The organism is Sphingobacterium sp. Lzh-3 (assembly GCF_046764375.1).
GTDB lineage: Bacteria > Bacteroidota > Bacteroidia > Sphingobacteriales > Sphingobacteriaceae > Sphingobacterium.
Genome location: NZ_CP177226.1, coordinates 2,302,512 through 2,324,014, shown reverse-complemented (window position 1 = coordinate 2,324,014; position 21,503 = coordinate 2,302,512). Strand labels below are relative to the sequence as shown.

The following is a 21,503-nucleotide window of genomic DNA, read 5'->3' as shown; positions in this document are numbered from 1 at the left end:
AAAAAAACTGACATGAAATTAGAAGAACAATTACAAGCGAGAGCTGGCGGAAAATGTGAGCTGACAGGCGAAGATGCCACTTTAATTGCCTACACATTACCTCTGGAAATAACATCAAATTTGGACAATACTTTACTGATTTCAGAAACATTGGTCAATCAGCTCAACAAAACGGAACAATTAAATCCCGACGACTGGAAGTTTCTTCCTAATGCCATGTGGTCCGAAAACCCATCGGTACAAATTGTATGCTGGCGCATGTTAAATCGATTAAAAAATGAAGGCTGGGCTTCTGAAGCACTGGATATCCTCTATCTTGACGATGAAACACTATCGGAAGCGAAGAAAACTGGAGATCATGAAAATGATGGCTATGTTTCTTTTCATGAAGATAGCATCGGACAACGACTATTGGAGGGCGATACAGTTGTTCTGACAAAAACGCTTGACGTGAAAGGTTCCTCCTTAAAAGCGACTTTAGGCACCGTGGTTAAGAATATTCGACTGGTAGCAGACAATATCGAACAAATTGAAGGAAAGATTGAGGGTCAAACAATCGTTATACTGACCAAATATCTCCGTAAACAAAATTAAACTAGATTTTTCGTCTAAATAATAAAGGTTTAAACTGGGGTTCACTCCCGTTCAAGCCTTTATTATTTAGCGAGATAGCTCTCACTATTGCGGATAATTCCGTACAAATTCAAAACGATAGTTTGGATGTTGTTTAAGACTATCGATCAAATCCGATAAAAGACGCTGTCCTTTTTTCGTTTGATACATATTGTCATGTGTCAATAGCACAACATTATTTTTCGTATAAGATGTACCTTTACGAAGCAAATTCTTCATCTGGGTATACAATTGATTCACAGATAAATCCGGTTTCCCAGTTACCCCATTTATTTTCCACTCACAGTCCCAACCAATTACTTTATAACCGTTTTGATGTAATAACTCAGCCGTCGAAGCCCCACTTTTCAAATCCACCTTTTTACGGTCTCCAATATACCAAATATTTCGTCCTGGTAAACGTACGATTTTATGTTCCAAACCCAGTGATTGTTCAGCAAGTTCAAAATCCTCAAAAGCCGTCTGAGCGTTCGAATAAAAAGTAGTGTATTTGTTGTGCGCGTGCCAGTAACTATGGTTATAGCAATCCACTAGAGGATTATTCTTATAGCGTTCCGTAAAGCTGTGCAATTTTTTACTCATTTTATCATGATTACCAATCAGAAAAGCATTGATTTTAATGCCTTTCGCCGTCGCAATGGAATCAAGGTGTTGACTTCCATTCAGGGGACCATCGTCAAAGGTGAGATAAATATAACGAGGAGAAACAGTATCGGTCAATAAAACAGTCGTATCTTTAGCTCCCTTATAAGCCACATTTTCTTCCATTTTTGTAATGGTATCCTTACGGAGGGAATCGACTTTACTTATCGAATCTTGTACCACCAATAAACTGTCTTTTTTTGGTGGCATTGAATCGACAGCCCCTATAGTTTGCACCTTATTTGTTCCACTTTGGTTGCAGGAGTAAAATCCCAAAATAGATATACTCAACCCAACCCATACAACACCTGAATTAACCACTTTTCTCATCACAAAAATTAACTTTCACATTACAATTATTTCTCCAACACTTAAAATCGCAATAAATGAGCTGATTTTAATCACTTGTAGCGCAAAATTAATATATTTTTCATTAATCAGGCTGTTATGTTATTTAATTTATTGTGCATGCACAATAAAACTTCATGATCCGCTAGCACAATTAGCCATGAAAGTAGACTGAAAGTTATTTCCGACCAGTAACCGATCTCGACAAGCGCATTGATACCTAAAAGAAACACAAATCAGTAAAATAGAAAAAAGGAACCTATACGATATAGATTCCTTTTTGTTCATGTAATTCAAAATACCGGATCAATCTCTATGTCTTCCACCATGACCTTTACCGCGTCCATGACCATGATCGTTGCCACGACCATGACCATTCCCTCTATCATACCGACGGCTTTCACTCCATGAATGTTCGCGCCTTACACTACGTTCGCTGGCAAATGAATACCCGCTACCACCGTGGTGGTTGTCACGGATAGATACTTGTCTTCCACGGTAACCGCCATAACGGCTTCTATACCGATCATGGTGATGCCAAGGTGTGCGATCGTTAATAACCACTTTATGAGCCCGATAAAAATCGTAATGCCTGTATCTCCTCGGTAAACTTGCTCTTCTTACCCAGCCGCCATTATCATAATAAACGTAACATCTTGCAGGTACATCGTAATACATATTGTACTCAGGAATATAATAATAGCGGGCATAATCATAACCTGCTGGCCCCCAGCTTGGCTGACTCCCAATATTGACACTAATACTGACTTGCGCTTGTGCAGCTCCTGCCGTAAAAAGGCCTGCAATAATCGCCGCCGCGTAAAACAATTTTTTCATAAGTAGCTCCTCCCTCTAGTTTGTAATTTCTTCTTTACAATACGACAACAAACAGTGTGCAAAAGATTAATGCTCAAATGTTAATTTTTGTTAACACAGCAATAAGAGCTTCATTTTAAATAGGTTGAACATGATTATAGTAAACAATAAAACCGCAAACTTTTTAGTAGGATCAGTTGTTCAGATCATACAGACTTTAATGAACTAATCACAATGAGTATATATAACGTAGGAATATTGGTCGGTAGCTTACGAAAGGAATCTTACAACAAAAAAATTGCGCAGTTTATTCTTGAACAAGAGGAATCTAAATTTGGCTACCGCATAATTGATATCAGCGAACTTCCCTTATATAATCAGGATTTTGACGATGTAGGAAATCCTCCTCCGAGCTATGTACGATTTCGGAAAGAGGTCGCGTCCCTGGATGCAATACTTTTTATTACCGCAGAGTATAATCGTTCTATTCCTGCAGTTTTAAAAAATGCGATTGACGTAGGTTCAAGACCCTATGGAAAAAATAAATGGGATGGTAAACCTGGCGCAATAATTTCTTCATCAACGGGAGTTTACGGTGGCTTTGGCGCCAACCACCATTTACGTCAATCGCTGGTCTTCGTCAATATCTTAACCATGCAGCAACCCGAAGCTTATTTGGGCAATATAACAACATGTATTGGTCCCACTGGGGCTATTGAATCACAAAAAACCAAAGATTTTCTACGCAGCTTTAAAAATGCCTTTGAGCAATGGGCTGAGCGAATTATACATACAAAAGGTCAGGATTAAATCCTGACCTTTTGTATGTATAATCAAATTATTCTAGTCCTGTTCATCACTGACGTCATAGTTCCAATGTTGTAATTTTTCCTGCAAGATCCGCGATATCTTATTGAAATAGCGCTTTTGCTTATAGCCCATTACCCATTGTACACCCTGTACAGCATTGGTACAGAAAATCTCATCCGCCCGTTTCATGATTTCGGGGCTTATCTGTGCCTCAACCACCTCTATACCTTCATCCTGTGCCATGTCCATGACTACCCGGCGCATTATTCCTTCAATACATCCTTCGGATAGCGCTGGTGTATAAAGTACCTTTTCATAATAGACAAAGATATTTGAAATCAAGGATTCACATAGATAGCCTTCCTGATTTAGAATCAATACATCATCAAAAGCCATTTTCTTTTTATAGATGCCAGCTAACACGTAAATCTGCGCATTTAAAGATTTAATCTTGGAAAGATCGCTATACGGTTTTTTGAATTCATTGTAAAGTCCTACAATCAAACCGACCTTCTTATCGCGAAGATTAGGTTCTATGCGCTGCACCTGCAAAACAAAACCAGGTTTATTACTCGTTGGACTGTACAATCCGCCTCCAGATCTAAACACGATCAATCGGATACGAACCTGCTGCCCCAACATATTGTTTTTACGGATTAATTCTTCGGATCTCGAACGAATAAAAAATTCATCGAATAGATTCGCATCATCCAAATGAATCAACTCCATTCCTTTCTGTAAACGCTCGACATGAAAATTTAGAAAGCGGATATCACCATCCTTATACAGCATCGTTTCGAATAATCCATCCCCATAACGGAAACCTCTATTCTCAATGCTAAATATTTCCTGATCTTCCGGCACTACACTGCCATTGAAATTGATATAGTTTGTTGGCATCTTAATTTTGTTCTAAATTTTAATCATTTTCTATAGCCATTGAATTTGCCGCATATCCGCGCCACTTTTCTAAAGCTAAACGAAAATCTTCTGGAAATGGTACCTCAAAATACATATTTTCTTTTGTCGTAGGATGGATAAATCCCAATACCTGCGCATGAAGTGCTTGCCGCGGCAGTAATGAAAAACAGTTATCCACAAACTGCTTGTACTTTGAAAACACGGTACCTTTTAAAATCTTATCTCCACCATACATTGCATCATTAAATAGCGGATGACCAATAGACTGCATATGCGTACGAATTTGGTGTGTACGCCCTGTTTCTAACTGACATTCAATTAAAGTAACATAGCCCAATCGCTCCAAAACTCTGTAATGTGTCACCGACCAACGCCCTTTGTCTTCACTGTCATACATCGCCATGATGCGTCTGTCTTTTAGATGACGTCCAATATAACCTGTAATTGTTCCGTCCTCCTTTAAATCACCCCAAACTAATGCAATATACTTACGGGTAATGCTGTGATCGAAAAACTGTTTTGCCAAAAAGGCCATTGATTTTTCATTTTTAGCAATAACCAATAGTCCGGAAGTGTCTTTATCGATTCGATGCACCAACCCCGGGCGATCGGAGTTTCCTGGTAACTGCGGCAACTGCTGTATATGATACGTCAATGCATTTACCAAGGTTCCCGTATAATTATTATATCCTGGATGTACGACCATACCCGCTTCTTTATTCACAATCAGCACGTCGTCATCCTCGTATTTGATATCTAATGGAATGTTTTCTGGATAAACTTCGTTATCCCGTGGTGGGTCAGGTAGCACCAATGTAATCACATCATCAGGTCTAACCTTATAGCTCGCCTTGATCTCCTTACCGTTAACCATGACAGAACCTGCTTCAATAGCATGCTGAATTTTGCTCCGCGTCGCATTTTCCACTCTGTTCATCAAGTATTTATCAATGCGGAGTAATGCTTGTCCCTTATCCACTTCAATACGTAGATGCTCAAATAATTCTTGTTCTTCCTGATCTTGCGATCCTATTTGTTCTGTCATGCTACAAAAATAAACCAAATGAAACAATTTTCGTTAAATTTGTTTTCATTTAATGTTATGTTGCCCTTCAAAATCCATAGCCCCGAAACTGAATTGTGCCTCCCGGCTTGGGAGAAGAAGCATATTAAAGTAACACTTAAGCGCGATGACCTCATACATCCGTTTATTTCAGGCAATAAATGGCGAAAATTAAAATATAATCTGGAAGAAGCCCTGCAGCTTCAGAAAAATCATCTTGTTACATTTGGTGGCGCATGGAGCAACCATCTTATAGCTACCGCTTGCGCCGGAGCTACCTTTAAGTTTAAAACAACCGCTTTTGTTCGAGGTGAAGAAGGGGTTAACAACCCTGTTTTAGCGATGTGCCGCCTTTTTGGGATGCAGCTCATTTACGTCGACCGCGAATCTTACCGAGATAAAGAAAGTTTATACAACACCTATTTTGGTCAGGATCCAACGACGTTCTATATACACGAGGGTGGTTACGGCATACTGGGAGCAAAAGGTTGCTCTGAACTCGTTGATGAACTCCAACATGAATACCAGCATATTTTTACCGCCTGCGGCACAGGAACAACATTAGCTGGAATAGCCAATGCGATAGAAAAACGAGATCTATTTACCCGCGTACACGGCATACCTGTTTTAAAAAATGGAGGATTTATTCAGGAGGAAGTCGATCAGCTTTACCCCAACATCACTCCTCCTATTTTACATCTTGATTATCATTTTGGTGGTTATGCAAAATCCAATACCGACTTACTCGCCTTTGTTCAGCATTTTATAGCTGCGACAGGAATCATGATCGAACCCACCTATACCGGCAAATTACTTTATGCCGTAGATGATCTGATCAAAAAGGACTACTTTACCCCCGCAGATCAGGTACTCGTTATTCATACTGGCGGACTTACAGGCCTACTTGGTATGTACGAACGTTTCAATTTTATTGATCTACATCAATAAATACGCTAGAACGCCGTACAGAGACATTTGATTGACATTTATTCAGCAATTATATCGTAAGTTTGACCAGATTTTAAAAGAAAACAGGAGGAAATCATGATTTCCCAAAGGTAAAAACGAGGTAGGTATCATGTGGTTTCGCCCTTACCTAACACCTCAAAAATTAATGATATAAAGATGAAAATATTAGCATTTGCAGGAACAAGCAACAAAAACTCAATCAACAAAACATTCGTCACAAGTATATCCAAATACTACAAAGAAGCTGACGACACGATCGAATTGCTAGACTTAAACCATTTTGAAATGCCTATCTATTCTTACGACAAAGAAGTGGAGCAGGGTATTCCTCAATTAGCGCATGACTTTGCAGCTAAAATGGATGCAGCAGATTTCCTTTTGATCTCTTTAGCGGAACACAATGGTTCATATACCACAGCTTACAAAAATATCGTTGACTGGGTTTCGCGTATTCCTAACCGTAAATTATTCAATGGCAAGCCTGTTTTCTTATTGGCTACTGCACCGGGTCCAATGGGTGGTGCCACAGTATTGAACACCGCAGTAAACCGAATCACTTGGGATGGCGCCGATATATTAGACTCCTTCTCCCTCCCTGAATTCCACAAAAACTTTGAAGAAGGTAAAGGTATTATCGATCCCACTTTAAGAAGTCAATTAGAAGCTAAAGTGCGCAAAACAAAACGTGCACTGGCCGAAAAATTAGCCGTGCAAGGTTAACAAAAGATTAACAAATAATCATTGCGAATACCTCTTTTAATATGTAAATTGAAAACCTATTAAAAGAGGTTTTTTGATATGGCAAAAAAAATATTACTACTTGTAGGAGACTTTGTAGAAGATTACGAAGCAATGGTTCCATTTCAAGCAATGGGTTCAATAGGATTGACGGTAGATGCGATTGCTCCGGACCGCAAAAGCGGAGATGTAGTTCCAACTGCAGTTCATGATTTCACTGGTGACCAGACGTATAAAGAACTGCGTGGACATAATTTTGCAATCAATAAAGATTTCGATCAGGTCAATGTCGAAGATTATGATGGCCTATATATTGCTGGTGGCCGATCGGCAGAATATATTCGACTCAACAAACGTGTATTAGAGATTACAAGACATTTCTTTGAGCACAATAAGCCTGTTGCGGCAATATGTCATGGCATCCAAGTGTTGACAGCGGCAAAAGTACTTGAAGGACGTACATTGACAGCATATGTTGCTGTAGGCCCTGATATCGAATTAGCGGGCGGCACATGGAAAAACATCCCTGCGGATCAAGCGGTGGTAGACGGCAATTTGGTCACCTCTCCTGCATGGCCGGGACATCAGGCAATTTTAAAAGAGTTTTACAAATTATTAGGTATAACAATTACAATTTAAGTGTTTTTAATGAAGAAGAATAAAAGGCTATGGCTTTTGGTCATACCGATTTTAGTGCTGTTGGGTTTTATTTTAAAAGATAGCTTCAATCAGAAAAGTATTGAGGATCTACCGGGAGGTTTTAAGGAAGTCGCTTTCGTCAGAAATGAACAAAATAAAGGTGGTATCATACGCATTTATGCCGTTACTGTAGGCGACCTGTTGAATGCGGATTATTCTGCTTGTCTTGATTTAATGCCTGTTAATGATTACGGAAGTACAACAACCGTGTATTTCTTCGATCGAAGTGCTCCTTATCCGACAAACTTGTCAATTGACACGCCACATTTTGACACGACGAAATACAAAGCGATTCAAATTTCCAAAAAATACGGAAAGAAGAAATAGACGAAACCAAACATAATGACATATCCCTCAAAGTCTGAATAGACCTTTGGGGGATTTTTTTTGCCATGCAGTGCAACACCTTGTGGCGGTTATTTCCCAGGAAAAAGAGCAGTGGCAAAAATGCACCTTTAAAACTATGGTCTACACACATGAACAAAAAATAACTTAATAATTCTTTAACACAAAAAAGTTCGATTATCCCCTGTAGAGCTATAGTTTTGCTTTTTAAATTTACGTATATTTAGCTATGGCGAAAAAATTTATTCCTAGAGACGTTAGTTGGCTGAGCTTTAATGGAAGAGTACTTCAGGAAGCTGCGGACGAGACTGTCCCTTTACCCTTAAGAATCAAATTTTTAGGTATATTTTCCAATAACCTCGATGAATTTTTCCGTGTACGTGTTGCAGGTCTAAAACGGGCTATAGACCTGAAAGACAAAAGTGCCAACCAATCCTTCTACGAAGACCCACAACTCATATTGGAAGAGCTCAATATCCGGGTAATCAAGCAGCAAAAGAAATTTGACAATACGTGGAATCGTATCCAAAAAGATATGGCCAAACAGAATGTCTATATTAAGACCAGTGAGGAACTGAATCCCGAACAACAACAATTTGTGAGTGACTATTATCAGGATGAGGTGGAATCGAACGTCATTCCTTTGATATTGGACGATATACGACCTATGCCCTATATTCGGGATAAGAGCCTTTACTTGGGTATTGCGATGGGAAAACAGGAATGGCAGTATGAAACTAAATTTGCACTCATCGAAATCCCTACCAGTCAAAATGGACGCTTCGTACAATTACCTTCGCCAAAAGATGAAAAGCATATTATACTTTTGGAGGATGTTATCAAGTTTAATCTTCCATTAATATTTTCCTATTTCGGTTTTGATGTATTCAATGCACATGTCTTTAAAGTAACAAAAGACGCCGAATTTGACATTGACAATGACATCAACACGACGCTCGTTGAGAAGATAAGCAAAGGGGTAAAAAACAGAAGAAAAGGTAAACCTACCCGGTTTATTTTCGATCAAGAAATGGACCATAAATTGGTAGAATTCCTGATCAAGAAACTTAACCTTTCAAAAAAAGACAGCATCATTCCAGGACAAAAAATACACAACTTCAAACACTTCATGGATTTCCCCAATGTGTTTAAATCCTACAATCAGCCCTTGGAACGAACGTCTTTTCCACATCCTTATTTCAAAAACTACGAACGTGTAACGGATACCATATTAAAAAAAGATGTACTGCTCTCCTTTCCATATCATGAGTTTAGACCGATCATCGATTTACTTCGGGAAGCAGCAATGGATCCCGATGTAAAAACGATCCAGATTACAGCATATCGTTTAGCTTCCAATTCCAAAATTGCAAATGCCTTGATTAACGCAGCCCGCAATGGCAAGGAAGTCACTGTGATGCTTGAACTTCGTGCAAGATTTGATGAAGAAAACAATTTGGACTGGAAAGAGAAACTTGAACTCGAAGGCATTAAAGTACTTACCGGTATCCCAAATAAAAAGGTTCATGCAAAACTATGTGTGATAAAAAAACGTATTGGAATGAAAACGATCCAATATGGCTTTGTCAGCACAGGAAATATCAACGAGAAAACGGCTAAATTATACGGAGACTATTGCCTCTTAACGAGTAATAGGGATGTTATTGCCGATATAAATAAGGTTTTCAATTACCTAAGACGTCCCAAATCAAATCCGGCTGAAATTATCAAAAATTGCAAAAGTCTTTTGATATGCCCAACCGATATGCGTAGAGAACTTCTACACTACATCGACCAGGAAATTACCGAAGCAAAGGCTGGTCGAAAAGCATACATCATTGTCAAGGTAAATTCACTCAGCGATAAAGAGATGATTAAAAAGCTCTATGACGCAGCAACAGCTGGTGTCAAAATAGATCTTATTATCCGGGGAATCTACTGTGCAACAAATCAAAAAACGTTTAAACTGCAAATGAACGCCATTTCAATCGTAGATGAATATTTGGAGCATGCACGTGTGATGTATTTTTATAATGCTGGTCGAGAGCAACTATTTATTTCCTCAGCGGACTGGATGACAAGAAACTTGGATCATCGTATCGAAGCCGCAGTAAAAATAACAAGCAAAAAAATCAAGGAGGATTTAAAAGAAATGCTTCAAATCCAGCTCAAAGATAATGTCAAAGCGCGGATACTCAATAATTCTCTGAGCAATCATTACGTCGAGAATAAAGAGGCACCATGTCGTTCACAGATAGAAATATACAAATACCTGAAAAAAAAATTAGCTGATCATTAGCAGTCTGTCTATCAATAGGAGCGCAAATTGATCAATAAACCGAACTGGGTTTTATACCTATTGATACAGACGAGAATCACCGTTTTTATTATATTAATTAAGACACAAGTTGTATCTTCATTCCATGAAATTCAACTTGTGTCTTACATTTGGCTTCAGCCTTTTCACACTTTGCCTCCGTGGGCAGGAAAAGATCATGCCTTCAGATTTTGTATACGTCAAGGACATTATCCCCACGATAAGCTTAGAAGTGCGTTATTTCGGCAGTCACAACTTCACCGGAAGGCCGATTAAAGGTTATGAAAAACCAGTCGCTATTTTAACTAAACGTGCGGCGCTAGCACTACAGCAGGTCGAGAACCATTTAAATAAAAAAGGTCTTGGCTTGAAAATATTCGACGCCTACCGCCCGCAACGTGCTGTTGACAACTTTAAAACATGGTCTTTAAACACCAATGATACAATTGCAAAAAAGGAGTTCTACCCGCTTATCAATAAGAAGAATTTGTTCAATCTAGGCTTTATTGCCTCCAAATCGGGCCACAGCCGGGGCAGTACAGTAGATCTCACGCTCATTAGCTTAAAAGATCAAAAAGAGATTGACATGGGTGGACCTTTTGATTTTTTCGGCGCAGTCTCACATCATCAGTACGCGGATCTGACAGCCCAACAGAAAGAGAACCGAAAGATCTTAAAAGAAGCAATGGCTAAATTTGGCTTTAAAGCTTATGATAAGGAATGGTGGCATTACACCTTGCAAGATGAACCCTATCGTAAAACCTATTTTGATTTTATCGTAAAATAAACATGTCTGTAAAGGAAACTTCCATCGAACACAAGGGCTTTTATGTCTTTCATTTTAAAGGCAACAAATCAAAACCCGTCTTTAGTTCCGAGCAGCAGCACATTTTATCAAAAGGTGAGCTCTATTCGCTCTGTTTAATAAAAAAAGGTGAAACTTCCTTCATCATTAATAATGAACGGGTACAAGTTGCTCAAAATCACCTATTGTTGACCAATCCTTCTTCGCGAGTTAATGGCTCTTCGGTCGTCAAATCTTGGGATTGTGAGGTTTATTTGATTTTCTTTACGCTGGATTTTAGCTTCAAACTGGATTTCCAGGAGGATTTCTTCGAAGTCACCAAGAAGTCTCTGGCCTTAAATGACAGCTACATTTGGTCGCTATCGAGCCAAGATTCGACGAACTTATCCAACTTATTTAAACAGTTTATTCATTACGATCGACAAGGGCCTAGCTATCTTTTCAAAAATCAGATCATAAAGTCATTAACGGAAATATTATTTTGCGAAATAGCCCGTCTAGGAAGCCAAAATATGCGAAATACGCCAGCTATTCCCTCTCGAAAAAGAGAGATACTTGCCAATTTCCATTTGCTCCTAAAGAAGTCGTTTCATAAAGAACACATGGTGCAATTTTATGCGATGGAACTTGGTATCACAGCAAAACACCTATCCGTAATTACGAAAGAACTAACCGGAAAATCAGCAATAGAACTTATTCAGAACGTCTTAGTGGAGGAAGCAAAATCGTTACTTTGCCAGGGGCTTTCCATCGGAGAAATTGCGGTGAAATTGCATTTCTCGGATCAATCCTTTTTTGGTAAATTCTTTAAGCGAAATGTTGGAATCTCGCCTAAAGAATTTCGTCAGAATCTTTATTTAAACAAAGGCGATTAAATCAAAGATACTTGTAAATTGTTGGTCTGCAGCGGATGTATCTTGCAATTTATCCTCACCCCAAGTCTGTCCTTTCAACCATAAGGTCTGGCAGCCGACAGCTTTGGCAGGTACCATATCTTTACTATAGGAATCACCCACAACCAATACCTCTTGCGCAGGAAGACCTATTTTAGTCACACCTAAAGCATAAATTGCAGGATCAGGTTTGCGTACGCCGACTATGGCCGACTCCACAACAGACTGAAAATAAGGAAGGATACCAAAATCGTCAAGTACTGATTTCAAATTACCATAAAAATTGGACACCATGACAATTGGATATTTTGCATAAAGTGAATTTAACAGTGGTTTTACCTGCTCAACTGTATTTTTCGCCAGCGAATAACCGTCAAAGGCTATTTTATGCGCTAGTGACCGATCTAGGTCGTACCCTGCAGCAATAAGATAATCAAATTGTACATTGAGCTTTGCTTCAAGTACTTCTAAAAAATTGAACTGCGGTTTAATGATAGGCTGTAAAGCCATCTGACGTTCCGCATAGGTATAGGCCTCCTGAAAAGCGTTCAAATTTACAGGAACCTGATATTTTTCATAACCCGACCAGATAACAGCTCCCCAGTGGCCCCCGTTAGTGTCTAAGGTTCCACCATAATCAAAAATAATCCCTTTAATATTAAACTTATTCATGTTATTTCTTTTTTACTAAACTCATCCACCCCAAACCGATCATAATCCAGACAATTTCCCTAATTCGTGTCACAACACCCATAAAAATACCGACTTTCGCAGGTAATCCTATACTCATCACAGCCATTGCTAACCCACCTTCCCGCGTTCCCAATTGCATTGGAAAGAAAAAAACAAGATTGGCAAATAAGGAAGATCCCGAGCTAATGATCATGGCATCAATAAAATCAATATTGATATCTAAGGCTAAACCAATAAAATAAATCTCAAAACAGCCCACAACACGTGCTACAAATTCCCAAAACAGGGCTTTATAGAAACGATCGCGACGATTTTGAAAGAGATTTTTCACCTGCTGATCGACGTCATTCAACGTTTCAAACTTCGTCTCCAGTAAATGACCAACTTTCTTGCCTACCAAAGGTAGTTTAGACAAAGCCTTCAATAGTGAAACCGTAATTCCCTTCTTATAAAACTTCGTAAATAGCCAAGTACAAATGATAGCCATCACAAAAATCACAGCACAGGCCACATCAACCATTGTACTTGCCGGGACGAACCAAAGAATTAGAAAAACAGAGGCTACCCAAAATAAAATATGCGACAAAATGTGCATGACACCGTATAACAGCACGGAAGAGCCTGCCTTCGAACTACCGACATAGTTTTTAAGCTCCATAATACGATAAGGCTCACCACCTAACGCAACAAAGGGCGTTATATAATTAATGGCATACCCCGATATTGTCAACTGTAAGACCTTCCAAAAGGGTACGTCCGTCTGTGGCAATTCGGGTTCCTGAATAATTGCCTTAAATGCCATTGCGTTCATCCAGTAGAGTACTGCCCAGCTACCGAGGACGGGCAAAAACCACCAGCCAATTTTTTCGAGGTTGTTCCAAATCTCATCAATTCCCATTGCTTGAATCATATAGGCCAGTGTACCTATACCGATTAGCATAAAGAGTACTTTATAGATCTTACTACCCATAGGTTGGATCATTTGTTAATTTATCAACAAAATAACCACTCACCTTTTCTTGTCGGTTACACATGTATATCAATATCGGATTTAGGACAAACATGTCAAAGAAAAAGTAAATCCAAGGCTGACCGATAAACAACCAAACAAATAGGAAAATCACTCGTGTATTGAACTGTACAATATTTGTATACTTCATCAATGGTTTATTCTGAGCTCTAAAATCGACCATCAGTTGTTTCGGTAATTCATCTTTATACCGATTTTTAACAATATGCAGTAGTTTTTGCAATTTTGGAGAAAGCTTTTCCTGGTTACGTGTATAGCCCATGTAGCCATTCAACACAAATTTGCTAAAAAAATTCTTGCGCCAAGACAACGCATCATAGTCAACTTTCAAATCACGTGTATTGTCCAGCTCACTTCCAGCTTTACCTTTTATAAAATACAAATGTACATTACGATAATAATCAGCCATTGCCGACTGAAGCATATGCGATACACCTGCAAGTACACAGAATACCCATAGCCATTGTGGCCATCCTTCATTAATACTGCGTAAACAGATCGCAATATGAATAGAAGCAAACCAAAAATCTCCAGCAAAACCATCCAAAATACGACCGAAGCGACTTTTATTGTCCGTCATTCTTGCCAGCTGTCCATCAGCACTATCTAAAGAATTGGCAAAAACCAATAAAAGCATGCCAATCACATTAATCCATAATGCAGGGTAATAAAATAAAATACCCGCCGCAACGCCAAAGAAAATACTAATAATTGTCACAGCGTTGGGTGTAATACCGATTTTAGCACAGACTTGGGCGATGCGATACCCTATCGGTCGATAAAACCAAATATCAATTCGCTCTTCTGTATCATTAGATTTTAAAGATTGTTCGAATGCACTCAAATTATCTTCTTCGATTACATTAACTTGTTCTTTCTGCATTGTGGTTCTTTTCAGTAAATTTATGGTAAACCATTTGAGCAATGGCCTCAGCGGCCTCTGCCCGACATGGCGCAAAACTTGGCCAGTCATTTAAGTCAATAATATGGAAGTCTCCATTTGCATCAATAATCACATCGCCGCCGTAGATATGTACATCCAGGACCTCAGCAGCACGATTAGCAACTTCTTTTAGATTGTCGAGATCAAAAGGAAAATGTACGACTTCGTCATTAATTTGTTCATACAAATCATATTTGTGATGATTGTGTTCATATGGGTAGAAATAAAAGAAGAAATCCGTTCCCCGCACTGCATAAAACTTGAGTAAGTCTCCGGCAAGATGTTCAGAAATCACAGCCTCTTTAATCCCACGAAGTGCATATTCATTCAAGATATGTTGCGCTTCTTTCAGACTAGCAGCAAAGGTAACATCTTCCTTATGAATCGCATGAAAATCGCCACGCTTGATCCATACACCCTTTCCTTTCAGTTTTTCGAAAATAGATTGAATATCTGCAACGGTAGAGATCACGATACTCTTCGGATAAGGAACTCCACCTTCTAAAAGCTTAAGGGTCATGTTTTTCCGAAAGCAATTTTCAATTCCAAATCCTGAATTCAAAACATTGATCCCATTAGTTTGAAGAGATTGCAACTTTTTCACTAAAGTCTTCGTTCTCCCCATAGTCAGAATATGATCCTGCTTCACGGATGGTGAAGACAAAAATTCATCTTCATTACACACCTCCACCGAAGCACCTTTTTCAGTCAGTTTTAAAACTACTTCATTAAATATAGCGGCATCATTCCCCACATGGTTGGGTGAAAAGCGATTTTTTCGAGTTACGCCTAAAATAGAAATCATATCGCTCATTTTACTAACTAACCTCCTCACTCAAAAATTGTTCTGCGACGACACGATCTTTTAAATGATCAATATCGACTACCTTGTCAAATACAAATGCTTCTACTTGTAAATCGTTTTCCAATAAAGCACGCTGAAAATTACGCATTCTGGAATTACCTGCTTCAACGGAGCTTAATGCACAATTCATAGCTGCTTTTCGGAAGCAATAAATTCCGCCAGAAACATACTTCGTTTCTGCGGTCGCTGTATCCAAAAAAGCTTCCACCCGAAGCTGTGAATTTGTGTTCACATAGAGTGGACTCTCATCGTCGACAAAAGGCGTGACTGCCATAAAAGCATCTGCATGTTGATGTTGCTGAAATGCTTCCAAATAGGTATGAAATTCGTGTGGTCTAAAAACCGTATCTGTTGTTGTCAGACAACAGGACGACCAATCGGGGTTATTTTTGACAAGCAAGGCAAAACTATGCAATGAACTTGCAGTATCTTCCTCTATTAGCACAATAGGTAATTCAAACGTTGTTTTTTCCAAAAACAATTTCAGCTCCGGAGATTGTTTATTGATGATAACATGAACTCTTTGCGCCCCTTCTTTAACAAACACGCGAATCAATCGCTCAATTAATGGAACTCCATGTAATGGTAGCAAGGGTTTCGGTAAATTAAATCCCTCTTTTCGCAATCGAGAACCTTCTCCCGCCGCTATAATTGCAAATTCCATTTCTTTTAATTGCAAAATAAAATCATTTATAAAAAAGCAAAACCCCCGTCACTATCTCAGCGTTCGTAAGCGCAAAAGTCTACAGAGGGTTATATCACAAATCTTCAATATCGTAAAGATTTTGAAGAAAAAGGGGAAAAACTGTTTTTAAACAATTGTTTCCCCTCTCTTATTAAGGTAGTTTATTGAATACTATCTACTAGCTCCTGGTAATAATCCAATCCCAAATGTGTGATTAAATCTTCACCCATAATGTGACGCAATGTATTTTGCAATTTCATCAATTGTTTGAAGATATCGTGTTCAGGAGGTAATCCCGGAGCTGTTTGAGGAGATTTCAAGTAAAATGATAACCACTCTTGAATACCCGACATACCCGCACGTTGAGCCAAATCAATAAACAAAGCCAAATCCAACGCAACCGGAGCTGCTAAAATTGAATCGCGACACAAGAAATTGATCTTAATCTGCATTTTGTAACCCAACCAACCGAAGATATCGATGTTATCCCAAGATTCTTTATTATCGCCGTGTGGAGGATAATAGTTGATACGTACTTTATGGTAAAGATCACCGTATAACTCAGGGTTCTTTTTCGCATCCAGAATTTCTTCCAATACCGATAATTTAGAGACCTCTTTTGTTTTGAAATTTTCAGGATCATCTAATACTAATCCATCCCGGTTACCTAAGATATTCGTCGAAAACCAACCTTCAACACCCAAAGCTCTCGCTTGAAGACCAGGTGCAACAATTGTTTTCATCAATGTTTGACCTGTTTTAAAATCTTTACCTGCAATTGCCACACCGTTTTCATGCGCCAACTCAACAATAGCTGGAACGTCACATGTTAAATTTGGTGCACCATTTACATACGGAGCTCCCTCTTTCAATGCCGCATAACAATAGATCATGCTTGGTGGAATGCGTTGATCATCATTGTCTAATGCTTCCTCTAATTTAGCTAAAGTTGAAAAAGCTTCGTTTGTTTCAATATAACGCTCAGTAGATCCACACCATACCAATACAACACGATCTAATCCGTTTTTCTCTTTAAATTCACGAATATCACGTTGCACGGCATCTGCCAATTCACGGCGAGTTTTTTCAGATTTGATGTGCGTTCCGTCCAAATTTTTCACAAAATTACGGTCAAACACAGCTTTCATTGGTTGGATTGCCTCCAATTCGGCCTTAACAGCATCCAATTGGCCTTGCTCCAATACCTGTGCTTTTGATGCAGCCTCGTATACGTTATCCTCATATACGTCCCATCCACCAAAAACAACATCTTCCAATTTTGCTAAAGGGACGAAATCTTTAATTAATGGATTTCTGTTCTCAGTGCGTTTACCCAGACGGATTCTGCTCAATTGAGAAACAGATCCGATTGGTTTTGAAAAACCTTTGTTTATAGATGCCACACCAGCGATTAATGTTGTAGCCACAGCACCTAATCCCGGAATAAGAATACCCAATTTTCCATTGGCATCTTTCACTTGTTGTCCCATATTAATTCTATATACTTAAATTGTTATTTAATTGATGTATTATGATAAAATAATTCTTAAAATTAGCTTAAAAAAACATATTTCATACCACCGCCCACTTAATTTATAAAATCGTGACAAATACCAATACAAACCCCATTCGAAACCTAAAGAAATAATCTGAAAATGAATTATTATTTAGTGTTCTACTAATCCATCTGATTGAAATTTAACGTTTTTAGCTAAAGCTGTTAACCCAAAAAATAATTCTCCTTAATTTTACTCAATATATTAAGATTCGAAAACTAATCCAAATTCCATCCAAAAAAAGTTTTTCTTTCTTAAAAATTGGTCAATTTTTCTTTTTCTATTCGCTATAAATATGACAATAAAATTGGAAAATGGTTTTGGTAGCACTAACTTTAGCCTAAAATCTAAATACAGGCAATGAATCTATCGTTCAATTTATAAACGAACAGCTGTTGATCCGCTCATAGTAGCTGGAGAAATGGTCTGCCAAACGATAACGCGATGACAAATTTAACTGTATCGCATAGCGCCTAAGGTGCATAAGAGTATCCATAGCATTGCAAAAACTGAAACCAAGTGTAAAATTATAATTTACACCAAAGAATGTACTGAACAAATAATTATCTGAATGAAAAATACAATTTCGTGCCTAACTTTAGCGCTTTTAAGCGCAAGCCAGTTACATGCTCAAACAGCTGCCGACTCGGCTTATGTTAGAGATCATTATGAAAAGACCGAAGTAGCAATCCCCATGCGAGATGGGAAAAAATTATTTACTGCGATCTACAGTCCAAAAGACAAATCCAAGAAATATCCAGTTTTGCTCAATAGAACGCCCTACACGGTTTCTCCTTATGGACAGAACGAATACAAAAAAAGCTTGGGAAACTTTCCCCAAATGATGCATGATGGCTATATTTTCGTTTACCAGGATGTCCGTGGCAAGTGGATGAGCGAAGGTGATTTTGAAGATATACGTCCGACCACGTACAGCAAAGATAAAAAAGCAATCGATGAAAGTACGGATACCTATGATGCGCTTGAATGGTTACAAAAAAATCTCAAAAACTATAATGGCAAAGCCGGGCTCTATGGGATTTCCTATCCAGGATTCTATTCTACCGTCGGATTGGTCAAAACACACCCGAGCTTGAAGGCAGTCTCCCCACAGGCTCCCGTAACAGACTGGTATATCGGCGACGACTTCCACCATAATGGCGTATTGTTTCTTCAGGATGCATTTACATTCATGTCAACCTTTGGTGTCCCTCGTCCAAAACCCATTACACCGGATCAATTTAAGGGCAAAATTCAGATTAAAGAAGCCGATAAATATAACTTTTTTGCAGAAGCAGGAACAGCACGGGAACTCAAAGAAAAATACTTTGGTGACTCCGTACAATTTTGGAATGACCTGTTTAAACATCCCGACTATGATGATTTTTGGAAATCGCGTGTGATCACCAATTCTTTACAGGAGGTAAAACCAGCTGTGATGGTGGTTGGTGGTTTCTTTGACGCGGAAGATGCTTATGGAACATTTAAGACCTACCGATCGATTGAGGATAAAAGCAAAAAAAACAACTCGATTTTAGTCGCGGGACCTTGGTATCATGGCGGCTGGGTTCGTGCAGAAGGAAACTATTTAGGTGATATCCAATTTGAGAAAAAAACCAGTATTACTTATCAGGAACAATTTGAACAACCGTTTTTCAAATATTACCTAAAAGATGAAGGAAACTTCGCCCCTTCCGAAGCTAACATTTTTGTCTCAGGCAGCAACGAATGGAAACATTTCGAACAATGGCCACCAAAAAATGTAGAGACAAAAAAACTATACTTCCAACCTCAGGGGAAACTTGGATTTGACAAAGTTCAACGTACAGACTCCTGGGATGAATATGTAACAGACCCTAATAAACCTGTTCCGCATCAAGGTGGGTTAATTCAAAACCGAACACGGGAGTATATGGTAGATGATCAACGTTTCGCGGCTAGTCGCCCTGATGTCATGGTTTATGAAACAGAACCGTTGACCGAGGACCTGACGATAGTAGGCCCAATCAAAAACTTTCTCAAAGTCTCTTCAACAGGCACAGACGCGGACTATGTTGTCAAACTGATTGATGTATACCCGAACGATGCTGCAAGTTATCAAGGAAAAACAATGGCTGGATATCAAATGATGGTACGTGGTGAGATCATGGCGGGGAAATACCGAAATGGTTTCGATAAAGCGCAGGCCTTGACTCCAGGTATGGTCGAAAAGGTGAATTTTGAAATGCCAGACGTTGCGCATACCTTCAAAAAAGGACATCGCATTATGGTTCAGGTACAAAACTCATGGTTTCCGTTGGCAGAACGAAATCCACAGGTATTTTTACCGTCTTATACAGCCACCAAAGCTGATTTCCGTAAAGCTACCCAACGTATTTTTCACGATGTGAACAATGCCACATACATCGAATTTTCTGTCCTCAAAGATTAACAGGTAAATTCGAAAGCCAGCGCTTAAGAGCTAACTGAAAAAGGCTACATCAGCTAAACACCTATGCCTGATGTAGCCTTATCTTTAATCTTCCGCTACATACTTATCTTCGCCGGCCTTCCATCCTGCAAACAATAAAAGTACGATACTCCCCGCCAAAAAGTAGAACGAGTAATTCCAGGTAGCATCTATTTCGTGCAGCCTACCAAAGACCGGCGGACCAAAAGCCGCAATAAAATAGCCAACAGACTGCGCCATGCCCGATATTTTGATCGCATTTGCCGTTGATCTAGCTCGCAGGGTAAAGAAGAGAATAGACAAACTGAAAGACAGTCCATTGGAAAGTCCCAACAATATGGCGGCAACATAAATTCCCTGAAGCTTGTAATGCCAGAATATAAAGATACTTCCAAGCATGCCTATCGCAACAGCAGTTGCCATTAAACGTTGATCCTTCATCCGATGAGCCAAAATAGGTCCGATGAACATAATGGGAATCATGGCAATTTGGATCAAAAACAGCAACCAGCCCGTATCCTCCTTTGGCATACCATAATCGACCAATACTTTGGGCAACCAAGAAATCAAGCTGTAGTAAATCAGGGACTGAATACCCATGAATAGGCTGATATACCAGGCCAATCTAGACTTAAAGATATGCCCGATTCCACTTGCCGCTTGTCTATTTTCAGTAGTACCTTGAGCTTTCTTTCGGCCTAAACCATCAAAAAAAACAACAATAAGGGATAACAAGGCTAAGATCACCCAAACACCCAGTGAGCCTTGCCACCCAAGACCAGTCCATTCGCCCAATCGTAAACTAAAACCCGAAGCGAAAGCAGCAGTGAGATTCATTGCTACCGCAAAAATCCCTGTCATCAACCCAATTTGCTTTGGAAAACTGGTTTTTATGTAGCCAGGTGTAACGACATTGCCCACACAGATCCCAAGTCCAATTAAAAAAGATCCCACAAACAGCGTTGGCATATTGCCCCAGACCCGAAGCACAATCCCAACACTCAATAGCATTAAACCAAACAATAAAAAACGATGCATGCCCAGTTTATGCGAATATCGACTTACTGCGACAGAACAGCTCGCAAACATAAAAAGGGGAATTGCCGTCAATAGGCTGCTTTGAAAGCTATTTAATTGTAAATCTTCACTGATTTGCCCCAGTACAGGGCCAACGGCTGTAATTGGCGACCGCAGATTGGTTGAGACCATAACAACAACTAATATGGATAACCAGGTCCAAGAAATAGCTGTGGATACTTTTATATTTTCTTTCATAATAAAAT

At 39.1% G+C, this 21,503-nt stretch carries 21 protein-coding genes; 10 read left to right on the top strand and 11 right to left on the bottom strand.

Annotated features, from left to right (window positions below; translation table 11 throughout):
• Positions 1-12: 12 nt before the first annotated feature.
• On the top strand, positions 13-594 hold the full coding sequence (locus ACLCDV_RS09480; RefSeq protein ID WP_411973516.1) for an alkylphosphonate utilization protein: 582 nt from the start codon (positions 13-15) through the stop codon (positions 592-594).
• Positions 595-678: 84 nt separating this feature from the next.
• On the opposite strand, the gene ACLCDV_RS09475 is transcribed toward ACLCDV_RS09480, so the two are convergent.
• Both ACLCDV_RS09475 and ACLCDV_RS09470 read right to left on the bottom strand, forming a co-directional pair.
• Positions 679-1,605 carry a polysaccharide deacetylase family protein gene (locus tag ACLCDV_RS09475; protein WP_317669787.1) on the bottom strand — a complete coding sequence of 309 codons (927 nt, stop codon included), beginning with the start codon at positions 1,603-1,605 and terminating at the stop codon, positions 679-681.
• A 324-nt stretch (positions 1,606-1,929) separates the two neighbouring features.
• Complete coding sequence (locus ACLCDV_RS09470) at positions 1,930-2,460, bottom strand: hypothetical protein (RefSeq protein WP_411973515.1); 531 nt, start codon at positions 2,458-2,460, stop codon at positions 1,930-1,932.
• Positions 2,461-2,673: 213 nt separating this feature from the next.
• Here ACLCDV_RS09470 and ACLCDV_RS09465 point away from each other — a divergent pair, with 213 nt between their 5' ends.
• Positions 2,674-3,249: an NADPH-dependent FMN reductase gene (locus ACLCDV_RS09465; protein ID WP_411973514.1), complete on the top strand. Its 576-nt coding sequence runs from the start codon at positions 2,674-2,676 to the stop codon at positions 3,247-3,249.
• A 33-nt stretch (positions 3,250-3,282) separates the two neighbouring features.
• Here ACLCDV_RS09465 and ACLCDV_RS09460 read toward each other — a convergent pair whose 3' ends face one another.
• Both ACLCDV_RS09460 and ACLCDV_RS09455 read right to left on the bottom strand, forming a co-directional pair.
• A complete protein-coding gene (locus ACLCDV_RS09460) occupies positions 3,283-4,149 on the bottom strand; it encodes an aminotransferase class IV (protein ID WP_411973513.1) in 867 nt (288 codons plus the stop codon).
• 19 nt (positions 4,150-4,168) lie between these two features.
• Positions 4,169-5,215, bottom strand: a complete 1,047-nt coding sequence (locus tag ACLCDV_RS09455; protein ID WP_201670659.1) for an RluA family pseudouridine synthase — start codon at positions 5,213-5,215, stop codon at positions 4,169-4,171.
• An 18-nt stretch (positions 5,216-5,233) separates the two neighbouring features.
• On the opposite strand from ACLCDV_RS09455, the gene ACLCDV_RS09450 reads away from it, so the two are divergent.
• From ACLCDV_RS09450 to ACLCDV_RS09420, 7 genes are all read left to right on the top strand, one after another.
• A complete protein-coding gene (locus ACLCDV_RS09450; protein WP_317667462.1) occupies positions 5,234-6,181 on the top strand; it encodes a 1-aminocyclopropane-1-carboxylate deaminase/D-cysteine desulfhydrase in 948 nt (315 codons plus the stop codon).
• A 177-nt stretch (positions 6,182-6,358) separates the two neighbouring features.
• A complete protein-coding gene (locus tag ACLCDV_RS09445; protein ID WP_317667463.1) occupies positions 6,359-6,922 on the top strand; it encodes an NAD(P)H-dependent oxidoreductase in 564 nt (187 codons plus the stop codon).
• Between the two features lie 78 nt (positions 6,923-7,000).
• Positions 7,001-7,579 carry a DJ-1/PfpI family protein gene (locus tag ACLCDV_RS09440; protein ID WP_317667465.1) on the top strand — a complete coding sequence of 193 codons (579 nt, stop codon included), beginning with the start codon at positions 7,001-7,003 and terminating at the stop codon, positions 7,577-7,579.
• Between the two features lie 9 nt (positions 7,580-7,588).
• Entirely contained in the window at positions 7,589-7,966 is a 378-nt protein-coding gene (locus ACLCDV_RS09435) for a hypothetical protein (protein ID WP_317667466.1), read from the top strand.
• 247 nt (positions 7,967-8,213) lie between these two features.
• Positions 8,214-10,283 carry a polyphosphate kinase 1 gene (gene ppk1 / locus ACLCDV_RS09430; RefSeq protein WP_317667467.1) on the top strand — a complete coding sequence of 690 codons (2,070 nt, stop codon included), beginning with the start codon at positions 8,214-8,216 and terminating at the stop codon, positions 10,281-10,283.
• Positions 10,284-10,407: 124 nt separating this feature from the next.
• Positions 10,408-11,088 (top strand): M15 family metallopeptidase, encoded by a 681-nt coding sequence (locus ACLCDV_RS09425; RefSeq protein ID WP_317667468.1) that lies wholly within the window; start codon positions 10,408-10,410, stop codon positions 11,086-11,088.
• A 2-nt stretch (positions 11,089-11,090) separates the two neighbouring features.
• A complete protein-coding gene (locus tag ACLCDV_RS09420) occupies positions 11,091-11,981 on the top strand; it encodes an AraC family transcriptional regulator (protein ID WP_201670649.1) in 891 nt (296 codons plus the stop codon).
• Here the strand turns inward: ACLCDV_RS09420 and ACLCDV_RS09415 are convergent.
• The 6 genes from ACLCDV_RS09415 to ACLCDV_RS09390 all read right to left on the bottom strand — a co-directional run bounded on the left by ACLCDV_RS09415 (position 11,964) and on the right by ACLCDV_RS09390 (position 17,705).
• Entirely contained in the window at positions 11,964-12,671 is a 708-nt protein-coding gene (locus tag ACLCDV_RS09415; RefSeq protein WP_411973512.1) for an HAD family hydrolase, read from the bottom strand. The two genes, ACLCDV_RS09420 and ACLCDV_RS09415, sit on opposite strands and share 18 nt — an antisense overlap.
• 1 nt (position 12,672) lies before the next feature.
• The gene (locus ACLCDV_RS09410; RefSeq protein WP_317667476.1) at positions 12,673-13,662 is read right to left on the bottom strand and encodes a lysylphosphatidylglycerol synthase transmembrane domain-containing protein; all 990 of its coding nucleotides are present in this window, start codon (positions 13,660-13,662) and stop codon (positions 12,673-12,675) included.
• Positions 13,655-14,605, bottom strand: a complete 951-nt coding sequence (locus ACLCDV_RS09405; RefSeq protein WP_336834597.1) for a CDP-alcohol phosphatidyltransferase family protein — start codon at positions 14,603-14,605, stop codon at positions 13,655-13,657. Before ACLCDV_RS09405 ends, ACLCDV_RS09410 begins: the two co-directional genes overlap by 8 nt.
• A complete protein-coding gene (locus tag ACLCDV_RS09400; RefSeq protein WP_411973511.1) occupies positions 14,586-15,500 on the bottom strand; it encodes a hypothetical protein in 915 nt (304 codons plus the stop codon). Before ACLCDV_RS09400 ends, ACLCDV_RS09405 begins: the two co-directional genes overlap by 20 nt.
• Positions 15,484-16,194, bottom strand: a complete 711-nt coding sequence (locus ACLCDV_RS09395; protein ID WP_411973510.1) for an NDP-sugar synthase — start codon at positions 16,192-16,194, stop codon at positions 15,484-15,486. Before ACLCDV_RS09395 ends, ACLCDV_RS09400 begins: the two co-directional genes overlap by 17 nt.
• A gap of 182 nt (positions 16,195-16,376) precedes the next feature.
• The gene (locus tag ACLCDV_RS09390; RefSeq protein WP_046675789.1) at positions 16,377-17,705 is read right to left on the bottom strand and encodes an inositol-3-phosphate synthase; all 1,329 of its coding nucleotides are present in this window, start codon (positions 17,703-17,705) and stop codon (positions 16,377-16,379) included.
• A 637-nt stretch (positions 17,706-18,342) separates the two neighbouring features.
• Between ACLCDV_RS09390 and ACLCDV_RS09385 the strand changes: the two genes are divergently transcribed.
• Positions 18,343-20,202, top strand: coding sequence for a CocE/NonD family hydrolase (locus ACLCDV_RS09385; RefSeq protein WP_317667480.1), 1,860 nt, complete (start codon positions 18,343-18,345; stop codon positions 20,200-20,202).
• A gap of 84 nt (positions 20,203-20,286) precedes the next feature.
• On the opposite strand, the gene ACLCDV_RS09380 is transcribed toward ACLCDV_RS09385, so the two are convergent.
• Positions 20,287-21,495, bottom strand: coding sequence for a CynX/NimT family MFS transporter (locus ACLCDV_RS09380; protein ID WP_411973509.1), 1,209 nt, complete (start codon positions 21,493-21,495; stop codon positions 20,287-20,289).
• Between the last annotated feature and the right edge of the window lie 8 nt (positions 21,496-21,503).

Bases quoted from the DNA above. Each gene is read 5' to 3' on its own strand.
- ACLCDV_RS09480 (WP_411973516.1), top strand. From the start codon at position 13: ATGAAATTAGAAGAACAATTACAAGCGAGAGCTGGCGGAAAATGTGAG.
- ACLCDV_RS09475 (WP_317669787.1), bottom strand. From the start codon at position 1,605: ATGAGAAAAGTGGTTAATTCAGGTGTTGTATGGGTTGGGTTGAGTATA.
- ACLCDV_RS09470 (WP_411973515.1), bottom strand. From the start codon at position 2,460: ATGAAAAAATTGTTTTACGCGGCGGCGATTATTGCAGGCCTTTTTACG.
- ACLCDV_RS09465 (WP_411973514.1), top strand. From the start codon at position 2,674: ATGAGTATATATAACGTAGGAATATTGGTCGGTAGCTTACGAAAGGAA.
- ACLCDV_RS09460 (WP_411973513.1), bottom strand. From the start codon at position 4,149: ATGCCAACAAACTATATCAATTTCAATGGCAGTGTAGTGCCGGAAGAT.
- ACLCDV_RS09455 (WP_201670659.1), bottom strand. From the start codon at position 5,215: ATGACAGAACAAATAGGATCGCAAGATCAGGAAGAACAAGAATTATTT.
- ACLCDV_RS09450 (WP_317667462.1), top strand. From the start codon at position 5,234: ATGAAACAATTTTCGTTAAATTTGTTTTCATTTAATGTTATGTTGCCC.
- ACLCDV_RS09445 (WP_317667463.1), top strand. From the start codon at position 6,359: ATGAAAATATTAGCATTTGCAGGAACAAGCAACAAAAACTCAATCAAC.
- ACLCDV_RS09440 (WP_317667465.1), top strand. From the start codon at position 7,001: ATGGCAAAAAAAATATTACTACTTGTAGGAGACTTTGTAGAAGATTAC.
- ACLCDV_RS09435 (WP_317667466.1), top strand. From the start codon at position 7,589: ATGAAGAAGAATAAAAGGCTATGGCTTTTGGTCATACCGATTTTAGTG.
- ppk1 (WP_317667467.1), top strand. From the start codon at position 8,214: ATGGCGAAAAAATTTATTCCTAGAGACGTTAGTTGGCTGAGCTTTAAT.
- ACLCDV_RS09425 (WP_317667468.1), top strand. From the start codon at position 10,408: ATGAAATTCAACTTGTGTCTTACATTTGGCTTCAGCCTTTTCACACTT.
- ACLCDV_RS09420 (WP_201670649.1), top strand. From the start codon at position 11,091: ATGTCTGTAAAGGAAACTTCCATCGAACACAAGGGCTTTTATGTCTTT.
- ACLCDV_RS09415 (WP_411973512.1), bottom strand. From the start codon at position 12,671: ATGAATAAGTTTAATATTAAAGGGATTATTTTTGATTATGGTGGAACC.
- ACLCDV_RS09410 (WP_317667476.1), bottom strand. From the start codon at position 13,662: ATGGGTAGTAAGATCTATAAAGTACTCTTTATGCTAATCGGTATAGGT.
- ACLCDV_RS09405 (WP_336834597.1), bottom strand. From the start codon at position 14,605: ATGCAGAAAGAACAAGTTAATGTAATCGAAGAAGATAATTTGAGTGCA.
- ACLCDV_RS09395 (WP_411973510.1), bottom strand. From the start codon at position 16,194: ATGGAATTTGCAATTATAGCGGCGGGAGAAGGTTCTCGATTGCGAAAA.
- ACLCDV_RS09390 (WP_046675789.1), bottom strand. From the start codon at position 17,705: ATGGGACAACAAGTGAAAGATGCCAATGGAAAATTGGGTATTCTTATT.
- ACLCDV_RS09385 (WP_317667480.1), top strand. From the start codon at position 18,343: ATGAAAAATACAATTTCGTGCCTAACTTTAGCGCTTTTAAGCGCAAGC.
- ACLCDV_RS09380 (WP_411973509.1), bottom strand. From the start codon at position 21,495: ATGAAAGAAAATATAAAAGTATCCACAGCTATTTCTTGGACCTGGTTA.